15 protein-coding genes and 6 tRNA genes are annotated in these 17,019 nt (G+C 41.8%); 2 read left to right on the top strand and 19 right to left on the bottom strand.

Going from position 1 to position 17,019, the window contains the following annotated elements:
* Positions 1–112 precede the first annotated feature (112 nt).
* Together I7X29_RS05800 and I7X29_RS05795 are read left to right on the top strand one after the other, a co-directional pair.
* Positions 113–793 (top strand): porin family protein, encoded by a 681-nt coding sequence (locus I7X29_RS05800; RefSeq protein ID WP_198473277.1) that lies wholly within the window; start codon positions 113–115, stop codon positions 791–793.
* Between the two features lie 292 nt (positions 794–1,085).
* A complete protein-coding gene (locus tag I7X29_RS05795; RefSeq protein WP_198473275.1) occupies positions 1,086–1,763 on the top strand; it encodes an outer membrane beta-barrel protein in 678 nt (225 codons plus the stop codon).
* Positions 1,764–1,920: 157 nt separating this feature from the next.
* Here I7X29_RS05795 and I7X29_RS05790 read toward each other — a convergent pair.
* From I7X29_RS05790 to I7X29_RS05700, 19 genes are all read right to left on the bottom strand, one after another.
* A tRNA-Phe gene (locus I7X29_RS05790) sits at positions 1,921–1,993 on the bottom strand.
* Positions 1,994–2,095: 102 nt separating this feature from the next.
* Positions 2,096–3,121 (bottom strand): class 1 fructose-bisphosphatase, encoded by a 1,026-nt coding sequence (fbp, locus tag I7X29_RS05785; RefSeq protein WP_198465594.1) that lies wholly within the window; start codon positions 3,119–3,121, stop codon positions 2,096–2,098.
* A gap of 58 nt (positions 3,122–3,179) precedes the next feature.
* Positions 3,180–3,896 carry a pyridoxine 5'-phosphate synthase gene (locus tag I7X29_RS05780; RefSeq protein ID WP_198465595.1) on the bottom strand — a complete coding sequence of 239 codons (717 nt, stop codon included), beginning with the start codon at positions 3,894–3,896 and terminating at the stop codon, positions 3,180–3,182.
* An 11-nt stretch (positions 3,897–3,907) separates the two neighbouring features.
* Positions 3,908–4,411, bottom strand: a complete 504-nt coding sequence (locus I7X29_RS05775; RefSeq protein ID WP_009414444.1) for a hypothetical protein — start codon at positions 4,409–4,411, stop codon at positions 3,908–3,910.
* Between the two features lie 12 nt (positions 4,412–4,423).
* A complete protein-coding gene (locus I7X29_RS05770; protein ID WP_198465909.1) occupies positions 4,424–4,663 on the bottom strand; it encodes a NifU family protein in 240 nt (79 codons plus the stop codon).
* An 83-nt stretch (positions 4,664–4,746) separates the two neighbouring features.
* Positions 4,747–5,868: an Mrp/NBP35 family ATP-binding protein gene (locus I7X29_RS05765; protein ID WP_198465596.1), complete on the bottom strand. Its 1,122-nt coding sequence runs from the start codon at positions 5,866–5,868 to the stop codon at positions 4,747–4,749.
* Positions 5,869–6,455: 587 nt separating this feature from the next.
* The gene (locus tag I7X29_RS05760) at positions 6,456–6,863 is read right to left on the bottom strand and encodes a PIN domain-containing protein (protein WP_198465597.1); all 408 of its coding nucleotides are present in this window, start codon (positions 6,861–6,863) and stop codon (positions 6,456–6,458) included.
* Positions 6,860–7,123 (bottom strand): hypothetical protein, encoded by a 264-nt coding sequence (locus I7X29_RS05755; RefSeq protein ID WP_198465598.1) that lies wholly within the window; start codon positions 7,121–7,123, stop codon positions 6,860–6,862. The genes I7X29_RS05760 and I7X29_RS05755 overlap by 4 nt, the downstream gene beginning before the upstream one ends.
* Positions 7,124–7,358: 235 nt before the next feature.
* Positions 7,359–7,429: transfer RNA gene (locus I7X29_RS05750), tRNA-Trp, on the bottom strand.
* A gap of 77 nt (positions 7,430–7,506) precedes the next feature.
* The gene (tuf, locus tag I7X29_RS05745; RefSeq protein ID WP_034575764.1) at positions 7,507–8,694 is read right to left on the bottom strand and encodes an elongation factor Tu; all 1,188 of its coding nucleotides are present in this window, start codon (positions 8,692–8,694) and stop codon (positions 7,507–7,509) included.
* Between the two features lie 65 nt (positions 8,695–8,759).
* Positions 8,760–8,831: transfer RNA gene (locus I7X29_RS05740), tRNA-Thr, on the bottom strand.
* A 12-nt stretch (positions 8,832–8,843) separates the two neighbouring features.
* Positions 8,844–8,916 (bottom strand) — tRNA-Gly (locus tag I7X29_RS05735).
* A 20-nt stretch (positions 8,917–8,936) separates the two neighbouring features.
* Positions 8,937–9,018: transfer RNA gene (locus I7X29_RS05730), tRNA-Tyr, on the bottom strand.
* Positions 9,019–9,059: 41 nt separating this feature from the next.
* Positions 9,060–9,133 (bottom strand) — tRNA-Thr (locus I7X29_RS05725).
* 307 nt (positions 9,134–9,440) lie between these two features.
* Positions 9,441–9,629 (bottom strand): hypothetical protein, encoded by a 189-nt coding sequence (locus I7X29_RS05720; RefSeq protein WP_198465599.1) that lies wholly within the window; start codon positions 9,627–9,629, stop codon positions 9,441–9,443.
* Positions 9,630–9,757: 128 nt separating this feature from the next.
* Complete coding sequence (gene bglX, locus I7X29_RS05715; protein ID WP_198473273.1) at positions 9,758–12,043, bottom strand: beta-glucosidase BglX; 2,286 nt, start codon at positions 12,041–12,043, stop codon at positions 9,758–9,760.
* 157 nt (positions 12,044–12,200) lie between these two features.
* Positions 12,201–13,844, bottom strand: coding sequence for a family 16 glycosylhydrolase (locus tag I7X29_RS05710; protein ID WP_198473271.1), 1,644 nt, complete (start codon positions 13,842–13,844; stop codon positions 12,201–12,203).
* Positions 13,845–13,880: 36 nt separating this feature from the next.
* Positions 13,881–15,425: a PKD domain-containing protein gene (locus I7X29_RS05705; protein ID WP_198473269.1), complete on the bottom strand. Its 1,545-nt coding sequence runs from the start codon at positions 15,423–15,425 to the stop codon at positions 13,881–13,883.
* 88 nt (positions 15,426–15,513) lie between these two features.
* Entirely contained in the window at positions 15,514–16,995 is a 1,482-nt protein-coding gene (locus I7X29_RS05700) for a RagB/SusD family nutrient uptake outer membrane protein (protein WP_198473267.1), read from the bottom strand.
* Positions 16,996–17,019 lie beyond the last annotated feature (24 nt).

Raw genomic sequence — 17,019 nt, 5'->3', positions numbered from 1 at the left:
GAAAATTAATATATTGGGGCAAAGATAAGAATAATTAGCAAATTAGCAAATTAGTAAATTAGCTAATTATTTATTACCTTTGCCTCTGAAATTCATTTTAATACCTAAATTTATGAACCGAATGAAATTATTAGCAATGATATTCCTCTGGGGAATCGTTGCACAAGCACAAATAAAATGGGGTGTAGAAGCCAAAGCAGGGATTACCGCAGGCGGTCTTTACAGCGTTTCATCGCCTGAGTGGGTAATGGAAAGCGCTTCGGGATTGCAAATAGGCGGATTGTTGAGCGCTCAGTTTGACAATGGCATTGCGATAGAATCGGGATTGGTATATGCCTCTAAAAACTTTAAACACGAGTATAGTTACGGCGGAGGCTATTACAAATCTGATGGTAACTATATGCGTAGGCAAGTTTTTAATCATCACTATTTGGAAATTCCGGTCTATGTAGGTTTTCGCCTTAGAGCACGACATATTACTTTTGTGTGGAAAGCAGGACCTTATATCGCGACGGCTTTGGCTGCCAATGTACGCGAAGAACAATCGGTGTATAAGGATAGTAGGTTTTTGCACATCAACAAAAGTAAATACTCATTGAGCATTGGCAATGGCAGTAACGATGGACTCAAGCCTTTTGATGCGGGTTTCAACTTTGCTACAGGTTTAGAAATCAAGCGTTTTACCATTGGTTTCCAATACTCAGTAGGTTTCATCGATATATTGCCTAACCCTAATGAGAACTATATGAAGCAGCAGTGTTTTGCTTTTTCGATAGGTGGAAGAATTCTTTAAAGAGGCTATCTGGATTTTTTTATCCGTGAGGGCGTTTGCAGCACATACCCAGCTATCGCTGGCTTTCCTACATAACATACTACAAAAGCTGTTGATAATCAGAGTAATCAACTTTGCCAAAGGTACGAGCCGTACGGGCAAGAAACTTTGGCAAAGGTCGTAGCACGACGAGCTATTAAAACTTTGGTAAAGTGTAGTGACACAAAAGTGATTTTGAGAACTTTAATTTGTGGTTTACAATTATTTTTGTAGCTTTGTAGTTTTAAATCAGTAAACTTTAAAACATTATACAATGAAAAGAGCAAAATTATTTTTGGCAGTAGCCCTGCTTTTGGGGATGATGAGTCCTCTGTGCGCACAAGTGAAAATGGGATTGGAAGTAAAGGCAGGCTTGAACATTGCAGGAGTTTATTATTCAGATACTTACGACAGTAAAAGGTCAATCACTCCAGGATTTCACACGGGAGCTTTGGCAAGTGTAAATTTTCCTACAGGATTCTATCTTGAATCGGGGTTATTGCTCACCACCAAAGGACATTCTTACAAGTATAAATACAAAGAAGACAAAGAGAGATTCCTAAGTGAAAGACATTACAGTTATGGCTATTTAGAGATGCCTTTTTATGTGGGCTATCGCTTAAAGTTGCGAAAAGTAAACTTATTGTGGAAAGCAGGACCTTATGTAGCTGCTGCTTTGTGGGGTAATTCACGTGAAGAGTGGACGCACTACAAGAAGAAAAAAGTAATAGACCACACCGTAAGAAACAGTCATTCATTAATTATTGGTAACAGTACCTCAGATGATTTACGCAGATTTGATGTAGGGTTCAACTTAGCTACAGGCGTAGAAATCAATCGTTTTACAGCAGGCATTCAATATGGAATAGGTTTCGCCGATATACTACCCAGCCGCTCAGAAAGCACCTCTAATCAAGTATTCAGTATTTCGGTAGGGTACAGAATTTTTTAATAACAAACATACTTATACTTTATCAAAGGTGCGAGCCGCACGGGCAATTAAGGACTTTGACAAAGTACTAAATAACAAAAGCCTCAGCGAATGCTGAGGCTTTTGCAATTCCTAATCCTTAAAAATATGAAAAATTTCCTCTATGAAGAAGATCTCGTGGTACCTCCAGGAATCGAACCAGGGACACAAGGATTTTCAGTCCTTTGCTCTACCAACTGAGCTAAGGTACCCGTTGTTTTATCATTACGGCTGCAAAAGTAGTACTATTTTTGAAACTTGCAAAATATTTTGTGAATATTTTGCAAGTTTTTTACCATCTTTTTTATAACTAACTAATAATCAAGTTTGTCATTAGGATATTTTGCCATAAATTCTTCTACCTTTTTCACCATATTTTCTGATCCGCAGAAGAAAGGTACTCTTTGGTGAAGTTCTGTAGGGCGGATATCCATAATGCGCGTATAGCCATCGGAGGCTTTACCTCCTGCTTGTTCGGTGAGGAATGCCATAGGGTTACATTCGTAGAGCAAGCGCAATTTACCGCGTGGCGTACGCGTTCCCGAAGGGTAGATATAAATACCTCCTTTGAGCATATTGCGGTGAAAATCGGAGACTAAGGAGCCTATATAACGCGAAGTATAAGGGCGATCGCCTTCTAAGGCTTGGCAATACTTGATATAGTCCTTTACTCCTTGTGGAAAATGCACGTAATTCCCTTCGTTGATGGAGTAGATGGTACCATCTTTAGGATACTGCATATTAGGGTGAGAGAGGTAGTAAGTACCGATAGAGGGGTCGAGAGTGAAGCCATTTACCCCGTGACCGGTAGTATAAACAAGCATTGTAGAAAGTCCGTAGACCACATAACCTGCTGCTACTTGCTTGTTACCCTCTTGCAAAAAGTCTTCTAATTGTACGGGAGTCCCTACTGGAGTTACGCGTCTATAGATAGAGAAGATTGTACCGACAGTTACATTTACATCGGCGTTGCTAGAGCCATCGAGAGGGTCGATGAGCACAACGTACTTGCTGTTAGGGCTGTTCTCGGAAGAGGCAATGGGAATGAAAAACTCGTTTTCTTCGGAAGCAATGCCACATACTACATCGCGCTGAGTAAGGGCACGGATAAAGAGGTCGTTAGCGAAAACGTCTAACTTTTTCTGCACTTCGCCTTGGATATTTTCTTTGCCCATATCGCCCAAAATATCCTCAACGAGTCCCGCTTTGTTTACTTCGCGGTTTACTAACTTAGAGGCTAATTTAATAGCACTCAGCAAACGTGATAGTTCGCCAGTTGAATGTTGGAAGTCCTTCTGATTTTGGATGATGAACTCCCCTAAAGTAAGATGTGTTTTCATTTTGTTGATATGTTAATGTATTAGTTTCTTAATTTAGTGCGAGCTCTATGAAAATTAGCTAATTAGCTAATTTTCCAAGGTATAGCTGGATTACATTTTCTAAACCTAAATAAAGAGCTTCGCAAATAAGCGCGTGACCTATAGAGACTTCTAAGAGGTTAGGTATTTGCTCTCTAAAATATTTTACGTTGTCCAAACTCAAGTCGTGACCGGCATTGAGTCCTAAGCTTACTTTTTGAGCTTCTAAGGCAGCTTTTACATAGGGTTCAACAGCAGCTTTGTTACCGTGTGCATAGGCACTTGCATAGCCTTCGGTATAGAGTTCTACACGATCGGTACCGGTAGCGGCAGCGGCAGTTACCATTGCCTCGACAGGGTCTACGAATAGTGAGGTACGAATACCGTTGCGTTTGAACTCGGTTACTACTTCGGTTAAAAAATCTTTGTGTTTAATGGTATCCCATCCGGCATTAGAGGTGATTGCGTCTTCGGCATCGGGGACGAGGGTAACTTGGGTAGGTTTGACTTGCAAGACCAAGTCGATGAATTTAGGGATGGGGTTTCCTTCGATATTGTATTCGGTAGTTACTACTTTTAGCAAATCGAAGGCATCTTGATAGCGGATGTGGCGTTCATCGGGGCGGGGGTGGATAGTTACACCTTCAGCGCCAAAGCGTTGCACATCTTTGGCTACTTGTAATAAATCGGGCATATTGCCACCGCGTGCATTGCGCAAGGTAGCTATTTTGTTGATATTTACACTTAATTTTGTCATTAATTCTGTTTTTAAGGGTTTGTAGGTTCTATTTCCTGTTCTTGTTCTTGTTGTTCTACTTCTTGACGGAGGATAGAATCCTGTTTATTAGGGGTTACCCTATAAGCTTTGGGGTCGTATTTAGGGTCGGAGATGTTGAAGCTAGCGGTATCCTTATCGTGTTGAGGTTTCAGGTCACCGACGAGTACTTTTTTGATAGAGGCTAAATACTTGTCGTTATCTTGAATTTTTTGCTCTAAGGAATCTACTTTGAAGAGCAGTCCGAGAGTTTCGCGTTTGTTTTCGACGGCAGTATAGCCTAAGATATACTGGCGCAGAGGGGAATAGATAATCAGTATTGTAGTGAGCACAATGAGTACAAAGGCAAAGAGAGAACCAAAGACGAAGATATTGAGACGGCTCAATCGGAAGGAAGTTTTTTCCTCGTAGGTACTATCGTCCATTACTATCAAGCGGTATTTGCTAAGCCACTTGCGTTTCCAATATTCTTTACGCGATTCTTTATTCGTTGCCATAGTACTAAGGTTTTATTCTACACTGATTACTTTTTCGATTTGAGGTACATACTCTTTGATAGTCATTTCGACACCGCTTTTAAGGGTAATTTGATTGACGGAGCAGTTGGTGCAAGTACCTTCTAAGCGTACTTTTACGATTTTTCCGTCTTCGATATCAACGAGAGTAATATCGCCGCCGTCGTTTTGCAAATAGGGGCGTATTTTATTTAAAGCTTTTATCACTTCTTGTTTAAGTTCTTCCATTTTTATCAGGTAATTGGTAACAAGTAACAGGTAACAAGTATGTTGTTGCTGATTATTGTCTATTTAATTATTAATTATTGTTTTTATTGTTAATTACTACTGCATCCTGCGGTATTGGTGATTCTGATAGCTTCGGAAGGGGGTAGTGTTTCGTTGCGTTCTACGACACTTTTCACGACCTCTTGAGCTAAAGTACGGAAGGCATTTGCTTGAGGAGTACCATCTTGTAGCACTGTGGGTCGGCCTTCGTCGCTTGCTTCGCGTATGCCTTGTACTAAGGGAATTTCGCCTAAGAAAGGTACGTTCAAATCGGCAGCGAGGTTTTTAGCGCCTTCTTTGCCAAAGATGTAATACTTGTTGTTAGGCAATTCTTCTGGGGTGAAATATGCCATATTTTCTACAATCCCCAATACAGGTACATTGATATTTTCTTGTTTGAACATCGCTACTCCACGGCGGGCATCGGCGAGGGCTATTTTTTGGGGGGTGCTCACTACTACGACACCCGTAATAGGCAATGCTTGCATAATACTCAAGTGAATATCGCCTGTTCCTGGAGGAAGGTCGATGAGGAGGAAATCGAGTTCTCCCCAATAGGATTCAAAAATGAGTTGGTTAAGCGCTTTGGACGCCATAGGACCTCGCCATATTACTGCCTGATTGGCATTGGTAAAGAAACCAATAGAGAGGATTTTTACACCGTAGTTTTCTATAGGTTGAATGAACGATTTGCCATTGATAGCCACCGATTGAGGTCGGTTATCTGCTACATCGAACATCATAGGGATAGAGGGTCCATAGACATCGGCATCGAGGAGGCCTACTTTGAAGCCCATTTTGGCGAGAGCGGCAGCTAAGTTGGCAGTTACGGTGCTCTTCCCTACCCCACCTTTGCCTGAGGCAACAGCGATAATATTTTGGATGCCTGGTATAGGTTTCCCTTTGATTTCGGGCACTTCGGGAGCGATGACTTTCACGTTCACTACTACTTTAGCTTTCTCGTGTACTTCGCCGTGAATGGCTTTCATCACTTCTACTTCAGTACGTTTTTTAGCTTGTAGACTTGGGTTATTGATTACTACATCTACTACTACTTCATCTCCAAATACTACTATATTTTGTACAGCGCCACTATCGACCATATTTTTTCCTTCACCAGGAGCGGTAATTTTGCGAAGCGCTTCTAATACATCTTTTTTTTGAATATTCATTTGTTTTTAGTTAAGAGGTAAGAGGTAAGAATTTATTACACTCTTATTTCTATTTTTTATTTCTGTTTTATAGTCAAATAATTTAAATAGCTTATTTTTTAGAGGACGATTTGCTAATCGCCTCTACGGCATACCTAAAAAGCTACTGATTATTAAAGTAATCAACTTTAGCAAAGTGAAGCGACCTATCTTCATTACAAAAGTTTTGTGTGGACATTGACAGCTATCTCTATTGGATTTCACGGATTATGATACAAAACAGCTAACCTATGTTCTAATGTGAAATCTGAGCTAATGATTCTTTATTTGAAAGGCAAAGATATAACTTTTTTATTTATTATCAAAACATTTAGCGGTTTTTAGTGCGAACTGCACGGGCAGATAGAGGGTGCGGTGGGAGATAGCCCCCGAACCCCCGAAAGGGGACAAGCTGGAAAAAGATGGTGAGAGGGGTGGGAGCGGTGGGGTGCGAACCGCACAGGCAGATAGGGGGAGCGGTGGGGATTATGGGAGTGGTGAAAAAGGAAAAACTTTGTCAGAGTTTTGGGACTTTGACAAAGTTTATTTATTAATCATTTTTATACTTATCAATATGTTCTATCAAACCAATTTTCTACTTCTAGGTTCTCTATAAATCTAAAATCTTTAATATTATCAGTTACTAAAGTCAAGTTATAAAAAAGAGCTGTAACTCCTATCATTAAATCAAATTCATCGTGTATTGGAGTTCCTTGTTTTCTAAGTTTTACTTTTATTTTTGCATATTTATCTCCTATTTCTGAAATAGGAAGAATCTTAATCCCGTTTAAAAAATTATTAACTGCCTTATGAGACTTTTCAGGATTGAGACTATTTTCAGCTCCATATTTCAACTCAAAAGCTGTTAGTTCAGAAATAAAACAATTCTCATAACCTTTTTCTCTAATAATTTCATCTAAGTTCAACTTTCCTCTTAGAAAAAACACACAAATATTTGTATCTAATAAATACTTCATATTTCTAAAGATAAATCTCGTTTTCTAAATGCTCTACTTCCTTTTATATCAGCAATAATATCTTCGGCTGCTTGTTCGCTGGAGAAAGCCCCAAAAGAACTGAAAAAACTTTTTTCCCTCTCCAATTTTTCAGTATCTATAGTATCTTCTTTTAAGGAGTCGGCTATTTTTTTAATAAGCTCTACCTTTTCTAATCTACTTAAAGTATTTAAAAGATTGGTATAAGTATCTACACGATTATAGGGGGTATAATTCAACATCTTTATTAACTTTTATTTGAAAGGCAAAGATATAACTTTTTTATTTATTATCAAAACATTTAGTGGTTTTTAGTGCGAGCTGCACGGGCAGATAGGGGGAGCGGTGGGAGATAGCCCCCGAACCCCCGAAGGGGGACAAGCTGGAAAAAGATGGTGAGAGGGGTGGGAGTGGTGAAAAAGGAAAAACTTTGTCAGAGTTTTGGGACTTTGACAAAGTTTATTTAGATTTTTATAGCACGGGTGGAGGGATTCGAACCCCCATCAACGGTTTTGGAGACCGCTATTCTACCCTTGAACTACACCCGTATTTTAAAAAAGTTTTGAGTTTTTAGAACCCAAAACTTTTTTGTATGATTGTTATAACTTAAATTCTAAGTTAGAAATTAGTCAAGGATTTCAGTTACTTGACCAGCACCTACTGTACGACCCCCTTCGCGGATAGCGAAACGGAGACCTACGTTAAGAGCGATAGGTTGCAACAATTCTACTTCAATAGTTACGTTATCACCAGGCATAACCATATCAACGCCTGGTTGCAAGTGGATAGTACCGGTTACGTCGGTAGTACGTACGTAGAATTGAGGACGGTAGTTGTTGTGGAATGGAGTGTGACGACCTCCTTCTTCTTTAGAAAGGATATACACCTCAGCTTTGAATTTAGCGTGTGGAGTTACAGAACCTGGTTTGCAGATTACCATACCACGTTTGATGTCTTTTTTGTCGATACCACGGAGCAACAAACCAACGTTGTCACCAGCTTCACCACGGTCGAGGATTTTGCGGAACATTTCAACCCCAGTAATAGTAGAGGTCAATTTTTCAGCACCCATACCGATGATTTCAACTGCATCACCTGTTTTAGCTTCACCAGTTTCGATACGACCAGTAGCAACGGTACCACGACCGGTGATAGTGAACACGTCTTCAATAGGCATCAAGAATGGTTTATCGATGTCACGAGTTGGAAGTTCGATCCATTTATCAACAGCGTCCATAAGGGCGAGTACAGTATCAACCCATTTTTTCTCACCGTTAAGAGCTCCAAGAGCAGAGCCTTGAATGATAGGAGTGTTATCGCCATCGTATTGGTAAGAGCTCAAAAGTTCACGCATTTCGAGTTCTACGAGTTCCAATAATTCTGGGTCGTCTACCATATCTACTTTGTTCATAAACACAACGATACGAGGAATACCTACTTGGCGACCGAGGAGGATGTGCTCACGAGTTTGAGGCATAGGTCCGTCGGTAGCGGCAACTACGAGGATAGCGCCGTCCATTTGGGCAGCACCGGTAATCATATTTTTCACGTAGTCGGCGTGGCCAGGACAGTCAACGTGTGCGTAGTGACGAGTAGCTGTTTGATATTCTACGTGAGAGGTATTAATAGTAATACCGCGTTCTTTTTCTTCTGGAGCGTTATCGATTGAATCGAAGCTACGAACTTCTGAAAGACCAGCGTCAGCTAATACTTTAGTAATAGCGGCTGTCAAAGTAGTTTTACCGTGGTCTACGTGTCCAATTGTACCAATATTCAAGTGGGGTTTGGAACGATCAAATGTTTCTTTTGCCATTTTAAATAAATTTTAAATCTTAGTTATATAAATGAGTGTTTGATGTGTGTACAAAAGATAATATGAGCTGATGACGAGATTTGAACTCGTGACCTCTTCCTTACCAAGGAAGTGCTCTACCCCTGAGCTACATCAGCATACACAAAAAGAGCGGGAGACGAGGTTCGAACTCGCGACATTCAGCTTGGAAGGCTGACGCTCTACCAACTGAGCTACTCCCGCAAAAAATAAAAATATGACAGTGGGGAGAACAGGATTCGAACCTGTGAAGGTAAAACCAGCAGATTTACAGTCTGCCCTCGTTGGCCGCTTGAGTATCTCCCCGAGTAAAAAATTTTAAACTATTAAAATATGTACTTATTTTGAGCCGGCAGAGGGATTCGAACCCACGACCCCGAGATTACAAATCACGTGCTCTGGCCAACTGAGCTATGCCGGCGTTTTTGTCTTACAGAGCGCAAAAGTATAACAAATTTTGAAACCTCCAAAATTTTTGAGAGATTTTTTTATGATTTTTGGTAAAATATTTTTTAAGATGTTGATAATCAGATGGGATATATAGGAGGTGTGGAATGAGAATCTCGGAAAGGCGCTGACTCACTTACTCGGCAATTGCCGACAATCCCGAAGGGGGACAAGCCGGAAAAAGATGGTGTAAGCAGTGGGAGTTGTGGGAGCGATGGGAGGGGGTGAGAGTGGTGGGAGTTGTGGGAGCAGTGGGTACTCTTGGAAAGGATCGGAAAAACTCAATTATTTTCTTTGAATTCTTTTAGCCATTTTGCGATAATTAGCGCCAGTGGGATTGTTTTTAAAAAACCTTTAGCTAGCAAAAAGCTAAAACTATCATAAGATTTTATATCTTCTATAAAACTATAGATATATAGTGCTATAAGAATTATTATAAGGGAGCTGAAAAATATCTCTTTACTTCTCATATTTCTCTTTATTTTAGGGATAGGTTGTGAGCTGAATAGTCAGTTTATAAAAAGACTTTGCCAAAGGTGTAGCAGGATAAGCTATTAAAACCTTTGGCAAAGTTTAGCAATAATGAAAGAAAAAAAATCTACTTTAGTTCAAAATCTTTTTCGTTGCTGTTATCGGCAGAGTGTTGGGCTACCCAAAGTTTGAAAGCGCCGGGTTCGGTTACTTTTTTCAAATCGGCGTTGTAAAAGGCTAAGAGGTCTTCGGTGATTTCAAACTGCACTTGTTTGCTTTCGCCTGCCTTGAGAGCCACTTTTTGGAAGCCTTTGAGCTCTTTCACCGGACGGGTTACACTACCTACCAAATCGCGAATATATAACTGTACTACTATTTCACCATCGCGCTTGCCGGTATTGGCTACTTGGGCTGTAACGGTGAGTTTACCTCCTTTACTGAGGGTGGCACTGCTGAGCTGTACATTACTAATATTAAAGGTGGTGTAGCTCAATCCGTAACCAAAAGGATAGAGTGGTGTGACAGGCGCATCCTCATATTTAGAACGGTAATCAACTGTTGGGTTATTAGGATCAACGGGGCGACCAGTATTCTTGTGATTGTAATAGATAGGCACTTGCCCAACATTACGAGGGAAACTCATCACCAAACGCCCTGAAGGGTTGTACTTACCTGATAATACATCGGCGATACCATAACCTGACTGGGTACCAGGAAACCATACTTGTAAAATAGCATCGGCTAATTCACTTTCTTCACTGAGGTCGAGCGGACGACCGCTATACACTAATAACACTATAGGTTTGCCTGTTTGTTTGAGAGCGCGGAGCAATTCACGTTGAGGAGCGCGCAAACGTATATCGGTAAGGCAAGCAGATTCACCAGACCAGTTATAGTCTTCACCTAAGGCTACCACTGCTACATCGGCGGTACGTGCGGTGGCTACTGCTTTGGCTATATCGGCAGAAGTTGTGGCGGTAAGTGTACAACCTTTGGCATAGCTAAACTGCACCTTACTATCTTTATACACTTCTTGTAATCCTTTGAAAAGAGAAGCGCTGAGTTCACGGTCGCCGCGACCTTGCCATTCGCCATTTTGGTTAATAGAATCTTTTATCATAGGGCCTATAAGGGCTACCCTTTTCGGCATATCGGGAGTGATAGGCAATACCTCGGCGTTGTTTTTGAGCAATACCACCGATTTAGCAACGGCAGTGCGGGCTACTTGCAAGAACTCCGGTTTCATAAGGGTTGTTTTGGCGCGATTCTCATCGAGGAACTTATAAGGGTCATCAAACAAGCCCAATACGAATTTCATTTCCAAGATACGGCGTACAGCGGTGTTGATAGTCTCTTCTTTTACCTTACCCTCTTCGACTGATTTTTTGAGGTGCTTGATAAAGTTAGCGCCTGTCATATCCATATCAATACCAGCATTGATTGCTAACTCGGCAGCGTGCTTATTATCAACCGCAACACCGTGAGGAACCAGTTCGTTAATACCGGTATAATCGGTTACTACAAAGCCTTTAAAGCCCCATTGTTTGCGAAGGATATCGGTCATTAGATAGCGATTGGCAGTTGCAGGGATACCGTTCACCTCGTTGAAGGAAGCCATTACGGTGCCCACTCCTGCATCGATCGCTGCTTTATAAGGTGGTAGATAGGCATTCCAAAGGGTGTGCTGAGAGAGCTCGGCAGTATTGTAGTCGCGTCCTGCTTCGGCAGCGCCATAGGCAGCAAAGTGTTTTACACACGCTAAGACAGTATTGGTTTTGCTAAGCGAATGCCAGTCGGTTCCCCCTTGAAAACCTTGTACGCGAGCTTTGGCGATTTCACTTCCCAAGAAGGGGTCTTCGCCAGCGCCTTCCATCACACGCCCCCAGCGTGGGTCGCGAGCGAGGTCGACCATAGGAGCGAACGTCCATTTGATGCCATCGGCGGCAGCTTCTTCGGCAGCAATAGCAGCAGTTTGGCGCATTAGGTCTAAATCCCAAGAGCAGGCTTCGGCAAGCGACATAGGGAATATGGTTTTATAACCGTGAATCACGTCGTAACCAAATAGAATAGGGATACCCAAGCGAGTTTTCTTGACAGCTATATCCTGCAATTTGCGCACTCCAGGCACGGTAACAGCATTGAACACACTACCTACGAGACCTTTTTCGAGATAAGGCTGAAAGTCATCGGACATTACGGGGCCTGTAACATCCCAATTAGCGGCAAACTGAGTAAGTTGTCCTATTTTTTCTTCTAAGGTCATTAGCGATAGCAAAGAATCTACCTTGCGTTCGATGTTTTTATCGCCACTGAAGGATTCCCATTTCACAGGGGTTTTATCGTCGGTTTTTGACGAATTGTTACAAGCTACTACAGCGAATAAGACAGTAACAGCACAGATTAATTTCTTCATAAAACTTATTTTAAGGTGAGTTCGCTATAAAACGAGTCTCACGAATTTACACAAAAATGATACATCACGTGGGCGTATACAATACGCCCCTACACAACATACTGCAAGAGTGATTGATTATCACAACTATTAACTTTGGCAAAGTTTGCGATAGTATTTACTGATAAATTCTCACATAATCAATTTCAAGGCTATCTTCGGTGAAATTATTAGCTACTTGACCTCCCAATGTTCCTCCCATTGCGACATTTAGAATAAGGAAGAATTTTTGGTTGAATGGCAATTTAGCGTTGTTGTCCATTTCGAAATAGTTCTTGTTATCGACTGCAAAGATAATCTTTTTTTCTGTCCACGTCATCGTATAAATATGAAAATCTGCAGAAGTGTTTGCAAATTCAGTTTCTTTGTCGTAATCACCCTGACGGTTGTTATCAGTGTCGTACCAATGGCAAGCGCCGAGAATATGGGTCTTTTTATTACCTTTTTGTTCGAGCATATCTATTTCGCCACATTTAGGCCAGCCCTCGGTAGCGAAGTTATTGCCCAAGAACCACATTGCAGGCCAGGTACCTTTGGCAGCAGGTAATTTGGCTTTGATTTCCACTTTACCATATTTGAAGCCATACAAGCCTTCGGTTTTGAGGCGAGCAGAAGTATAACCACCATTCCCATCGGCTTTGGCAGTAATTTTTAGCACACCATTTTCCACTTTCACATTTTCAGGGTCTTTGGTGTATGTTTGCAACTCGTTATTACCCCAACCATTACTACCTTTGCCCAAATCATACGTCCATTTGGTCGCATCGGGGGTGCCCGCTTTATTGAACTCGTCGTACCACACAAGGTTCGTAAAGCTATTTTCGGAAGGTTTGGTAGTAGTGAAAATGTGATACCAAGCAAACTGACTATTAGGTTGCATCACGCGCACGACAAGTTGTGTATCGGTAAGGCTGATGATATCATAAGTGCTTGCTCCTACCCACCAACCGAGCATACCACCATTGGAGAGCTCGATAGCTGTACCGCGATAGGCTTTGTTGTCGTACTTACCTTGGGTAGCGGCTTTAGAAGTAGAAGGCACAAAGGACACTTGTTTCTCGCCTGTAATCGTAGGTACTACATCGGTGCCGTGACATTGGTCTTTAGCTACACCTAACACCTCAGCGTAAGCTCCTGGTATAAACACGTGATCGGCAGTTTGTTTATAGGTAATACCATTGGCTGTACGGGTGAAGATGAAGGAATTTTCGAACATACAAGTACGAGTAGGGTCAAATGGTGTTGCTTGCCACCAAGCGGGGTAACCATATTCGCCATTGTCGCCACTTTCTTGAGGGCCTAAGCCTGCATATCCCGCTACATTTGCAGCCCAATACCAAGTTTTAGTATCGCCTACATTCTTACCAGCAAGCATATTTTCAGCTTCGGCATCGGAGAAGGAACTATATACTTCCAATTCTAAAGGTACAGAACTCATAGAGCCTCCTGCACCTACAGCACTTACTACCGCTGTGAATTTGTTGGTACCTACTTTGGTATAGCGGTGTTGGATTTTACCAGAAGGAGCCATTTCGGTCTTGCCATCGCCAAAATCGACACGGTAAGAAATGGCGTTTTGGGCGGTTACTACAAAGTTCACCAAACCCGTGCCGTCGCCGTGAGGATGAGTGTTATCAGCCCCCACGATGCTGAATGAGGCATTTACATTAGAAGGAGGTGTAAGGTCTCCAAACTCGTGCTTATCTTTACAACTTATAAAGACAAAAGCTACTAATAGGGTTAAAAGATTTAAGGTTTTCATTTTAATTTGTCAATTTAGTGTGAGTTGCACGGGCAATTAATTAAGTGTTATTTCGTCGTAATAATAAGTGGTATCATCGCCTTTTTCACCAAAGTCGAAGAAAACAACTACTTTAGTATATTTTGCGCTGGTATCAATGCCTGTAAAGTCAAAAGAAAGTTCTTCCCAAGTGTTCTTTTTGGTGATGCGAGCATCTACTTCTTTTGCTTCATTGCTAGTAGCTCCCTCTAATTTCACTTTTACAACAATACCTGTTTTAGGTGACAAGGCTTTTAGCTTCAATACCTTGTGACTTTTCATATCCAAACTTTCGGAAGTGAAGAACGCGCCTGCCCACGTTTCACAACCTTTGGTGCGCACCATTTTTACTACTTTGGCTGTAGTATTACCCACTTTTTTAGGGTTGGCTACTACTTCTACATTTGCCATATTGCCAAAGGTAGTAAATTCGGGAGCTGTACCTTCAAAGTTTTCGATTATTACGATATTCGATTTTTTGTAGAAATACAAGTTATCAATAAATACGGTACCTTGTCCTACCAATTTTATTTGGTGTACATCGGTGATTACAAATCCTTGTTTGGTGTAGTCATTTAGTGGAATATCGATGCTTGTCCACTTATCGGCAGTGAGGGTCTTTTTGACAAACTTCTCACCGTCAGCGCCTGTGCTTTTGCTAATCAAATAGATATCTAAAGCGGTAGCATCGGCAGTCCAAACGTCTAAATGTAAGAACTCCATCGCCGATAGGTCGATTTCTCGGGCAAATTGGATACCTTGATAATTGAGGTGAGCGTATTGCAAGATTTCATCAGTACCCAACTTAAAGAGGTTGTAGGCAGTGGCTTGTCCCCAATTAGGGTTGAAATCGGTGCCTGCTACATTGGTATATCGTCCGCTGAAAAGCGAAACGACCTCTTGTGCTTTGCGGATTGGAGGTTGAGGAGCTACAGTAGTAGGCTGTTGCAAAGCAATTACTCGTACCGATTTTTGTACTTTGGTAGTTTGTTTACCAGCACCTTTCACCTCTATCGTAAGGGTGTAAGTACCTGTTTGTTTATAAATGTGTGAAACAACTTCACCTATATTACCAGATACCGGTTTTTCATCGGCGCTTTCACCGAAATACACATCATAGGTAATTGCAAAGTTGGCTTTAGCTGTTACATTCACTTTCTTAGAAACCGCTTGGTCGTTGGCTACGGTTACTTCTACATTCTCAGGGGCGCGGAACGACACCTCTAAAGGCAAAGTTGCTTCGGCCTCCTTGCCAGCGATGTTCACAGCTACTATTTTCACTTGGTAACTACCTTCAGCATAAGTATGTGTTACCGAACCACCTGCTTTCACTGTAGTAGGAGTTGCAGTGCTATCGCCAAAGTAGACCTTGTAGGAGGTTACTCCCGTAGCTATTGGTGTGATGGTTACAGATCCTGAGTTATCGGCGCTCACCTGAAATTTAGCTGAGACATCGGTAGGAGCCGTGGCATTTTGGACGAAACTGAGATCGTCCTTATCTTTTTCGCAAGCTACCATTCCAATGAGGAGCAGTAGTGCTATTAGGGTTTTGAGTGCTTTCATTTTAATTTAGATAAGAGTTTTTAGCCCCCGAACCCCCGAAGGGGGACAAGCTGCAAAGGAGACTTACTTCGTAATTCGTAATTCGTCATTAATATCCTTGGTTTTGTTGCCAATTGCCGTTGGCGTAACGAATTTCTTCGTGGGGTATGGGGAAGACTTCGTTTTTATTGGCAGTAAAGCCTTGTATTTCGGTACCTTTACCCGTGCGGACTAAGTCGAAAAATCGCAAGCCTTCGCCTAAGAACTCTACACGGCGTTCTTTCCAAATTGCTTCGGTAAGGGCAGTACCCGAAACCGTAATATTGTGATTTTCATCGCCAAAGGCACGTTTGCGCACTTGGTTGAGGTAATCGCGAGCGCGTTCATCGCTGATATTACCACGGTTGAGCGCTTCGGCAGCCATTAAGAGTACATCGGCATAGCGAATGGCACGATAGTTATTAGGGTTGGTAAGGTTTTGGTCGGGGCTATTGAGGTCGCCTTTGCGAGCTATATATTTTTTATTGAAATAGCCTGTATGTTTGTAACCTTCGGCATAAGTAGCGTTGTTCGCTGCTGCCCACGCGACGATGTCTAAAATCGCTACATCTTTGCGAAGGTCGCCTGCTTCAAAAGCATCGACAGCCTCTTGTACGGGTACGTTAAAACTATAGCCAGAATCGAACACAGGACCGTTGTAGTTGCGGATACTGTTAAACCCTACCGCTACATTCCCTTTGCTACATTGCAAACAGTCGAAGCTCGCACCTTCAGCATCGGTGTATTGTATCTCGAATACCGATTCAGCACCGTTTTCACCTTCTTTTTCAAAGATAGACGCATAGTCGGTTACAAGAGAATAGGTATTGCTGTGTATCACGGTTTCTAATACTTGAGCAGCTTCGGCAAACTTGTTTTGGTATAAATATACCTTGCCGAGGAGGGCTTGAGCCGCACCTTTGGTAGCACGCCCTACTTGACCGTCAGGGGGTGTTGTAGGCAAGTGAGGAATGGCAGCCAAAAGGTCTTTCTCAATAGAAGCATAGACCTCACTCACAGGGGAACGGGGTATTTTTTGTTCGTCACCACGCTCAAAGCGTTTGTTTTCTTTAAGAGGAATTGCTCCGAACCATTTCACGAGTTCAAAATTGTAATAAGCGTGAAGGAAATGTGTTTCGGCAATGATCACCTCTTTGCCCTCAAAGGCTGTTTTGTTTTGGAATTCCAAGATATAAGCCGTGCGGTTTACACCAGCAAACATCCAGTCCCACAAGTCTTTGAGTTGTGCATTGACAGGAGTATGAATCATCTGGTCTATTTGCTGAAAGCCTATTACATCCGATGCTCCTTCCCCTCCGCAAAGGGTATTATCGGAGGCAATTTCGCCCATCAATACATTTATATACGTAGAATGCAACAAGTTGTAGGATGCAATCAGCGCATTTTGGTAATCTTCTTTAGAATTGAAGTAACTTTCGGAATTTATCTCGTACTGTTTGGTTTTGTCGAGAAAATCGTCGGAACAAGCAAGGGCAAAGGCGAGGAGCATTAGCCCTACTGTCCATTTTTGTATGTGGTGTATCGTTTTCATTTGTTTATGTTTTTATATGTTATA

Source organism: Capnocytophaga periodontitidis, from assembly GCF_016126015.1.
In the GTDB taxonomy this organism is placed as follows: domain Bacteria; phylum Bacteroidota; class Bacteroidia; order Flavobacteriales; family Flavobacteriaceae; genus Capnocytophaga; species Capnocytophaga periodontitidis.
The sequence above is the reverse complement of the archived record's forward strand: the minus strand, read 5'-3'. Positions and strand labels throughout refer to the sequence as shown.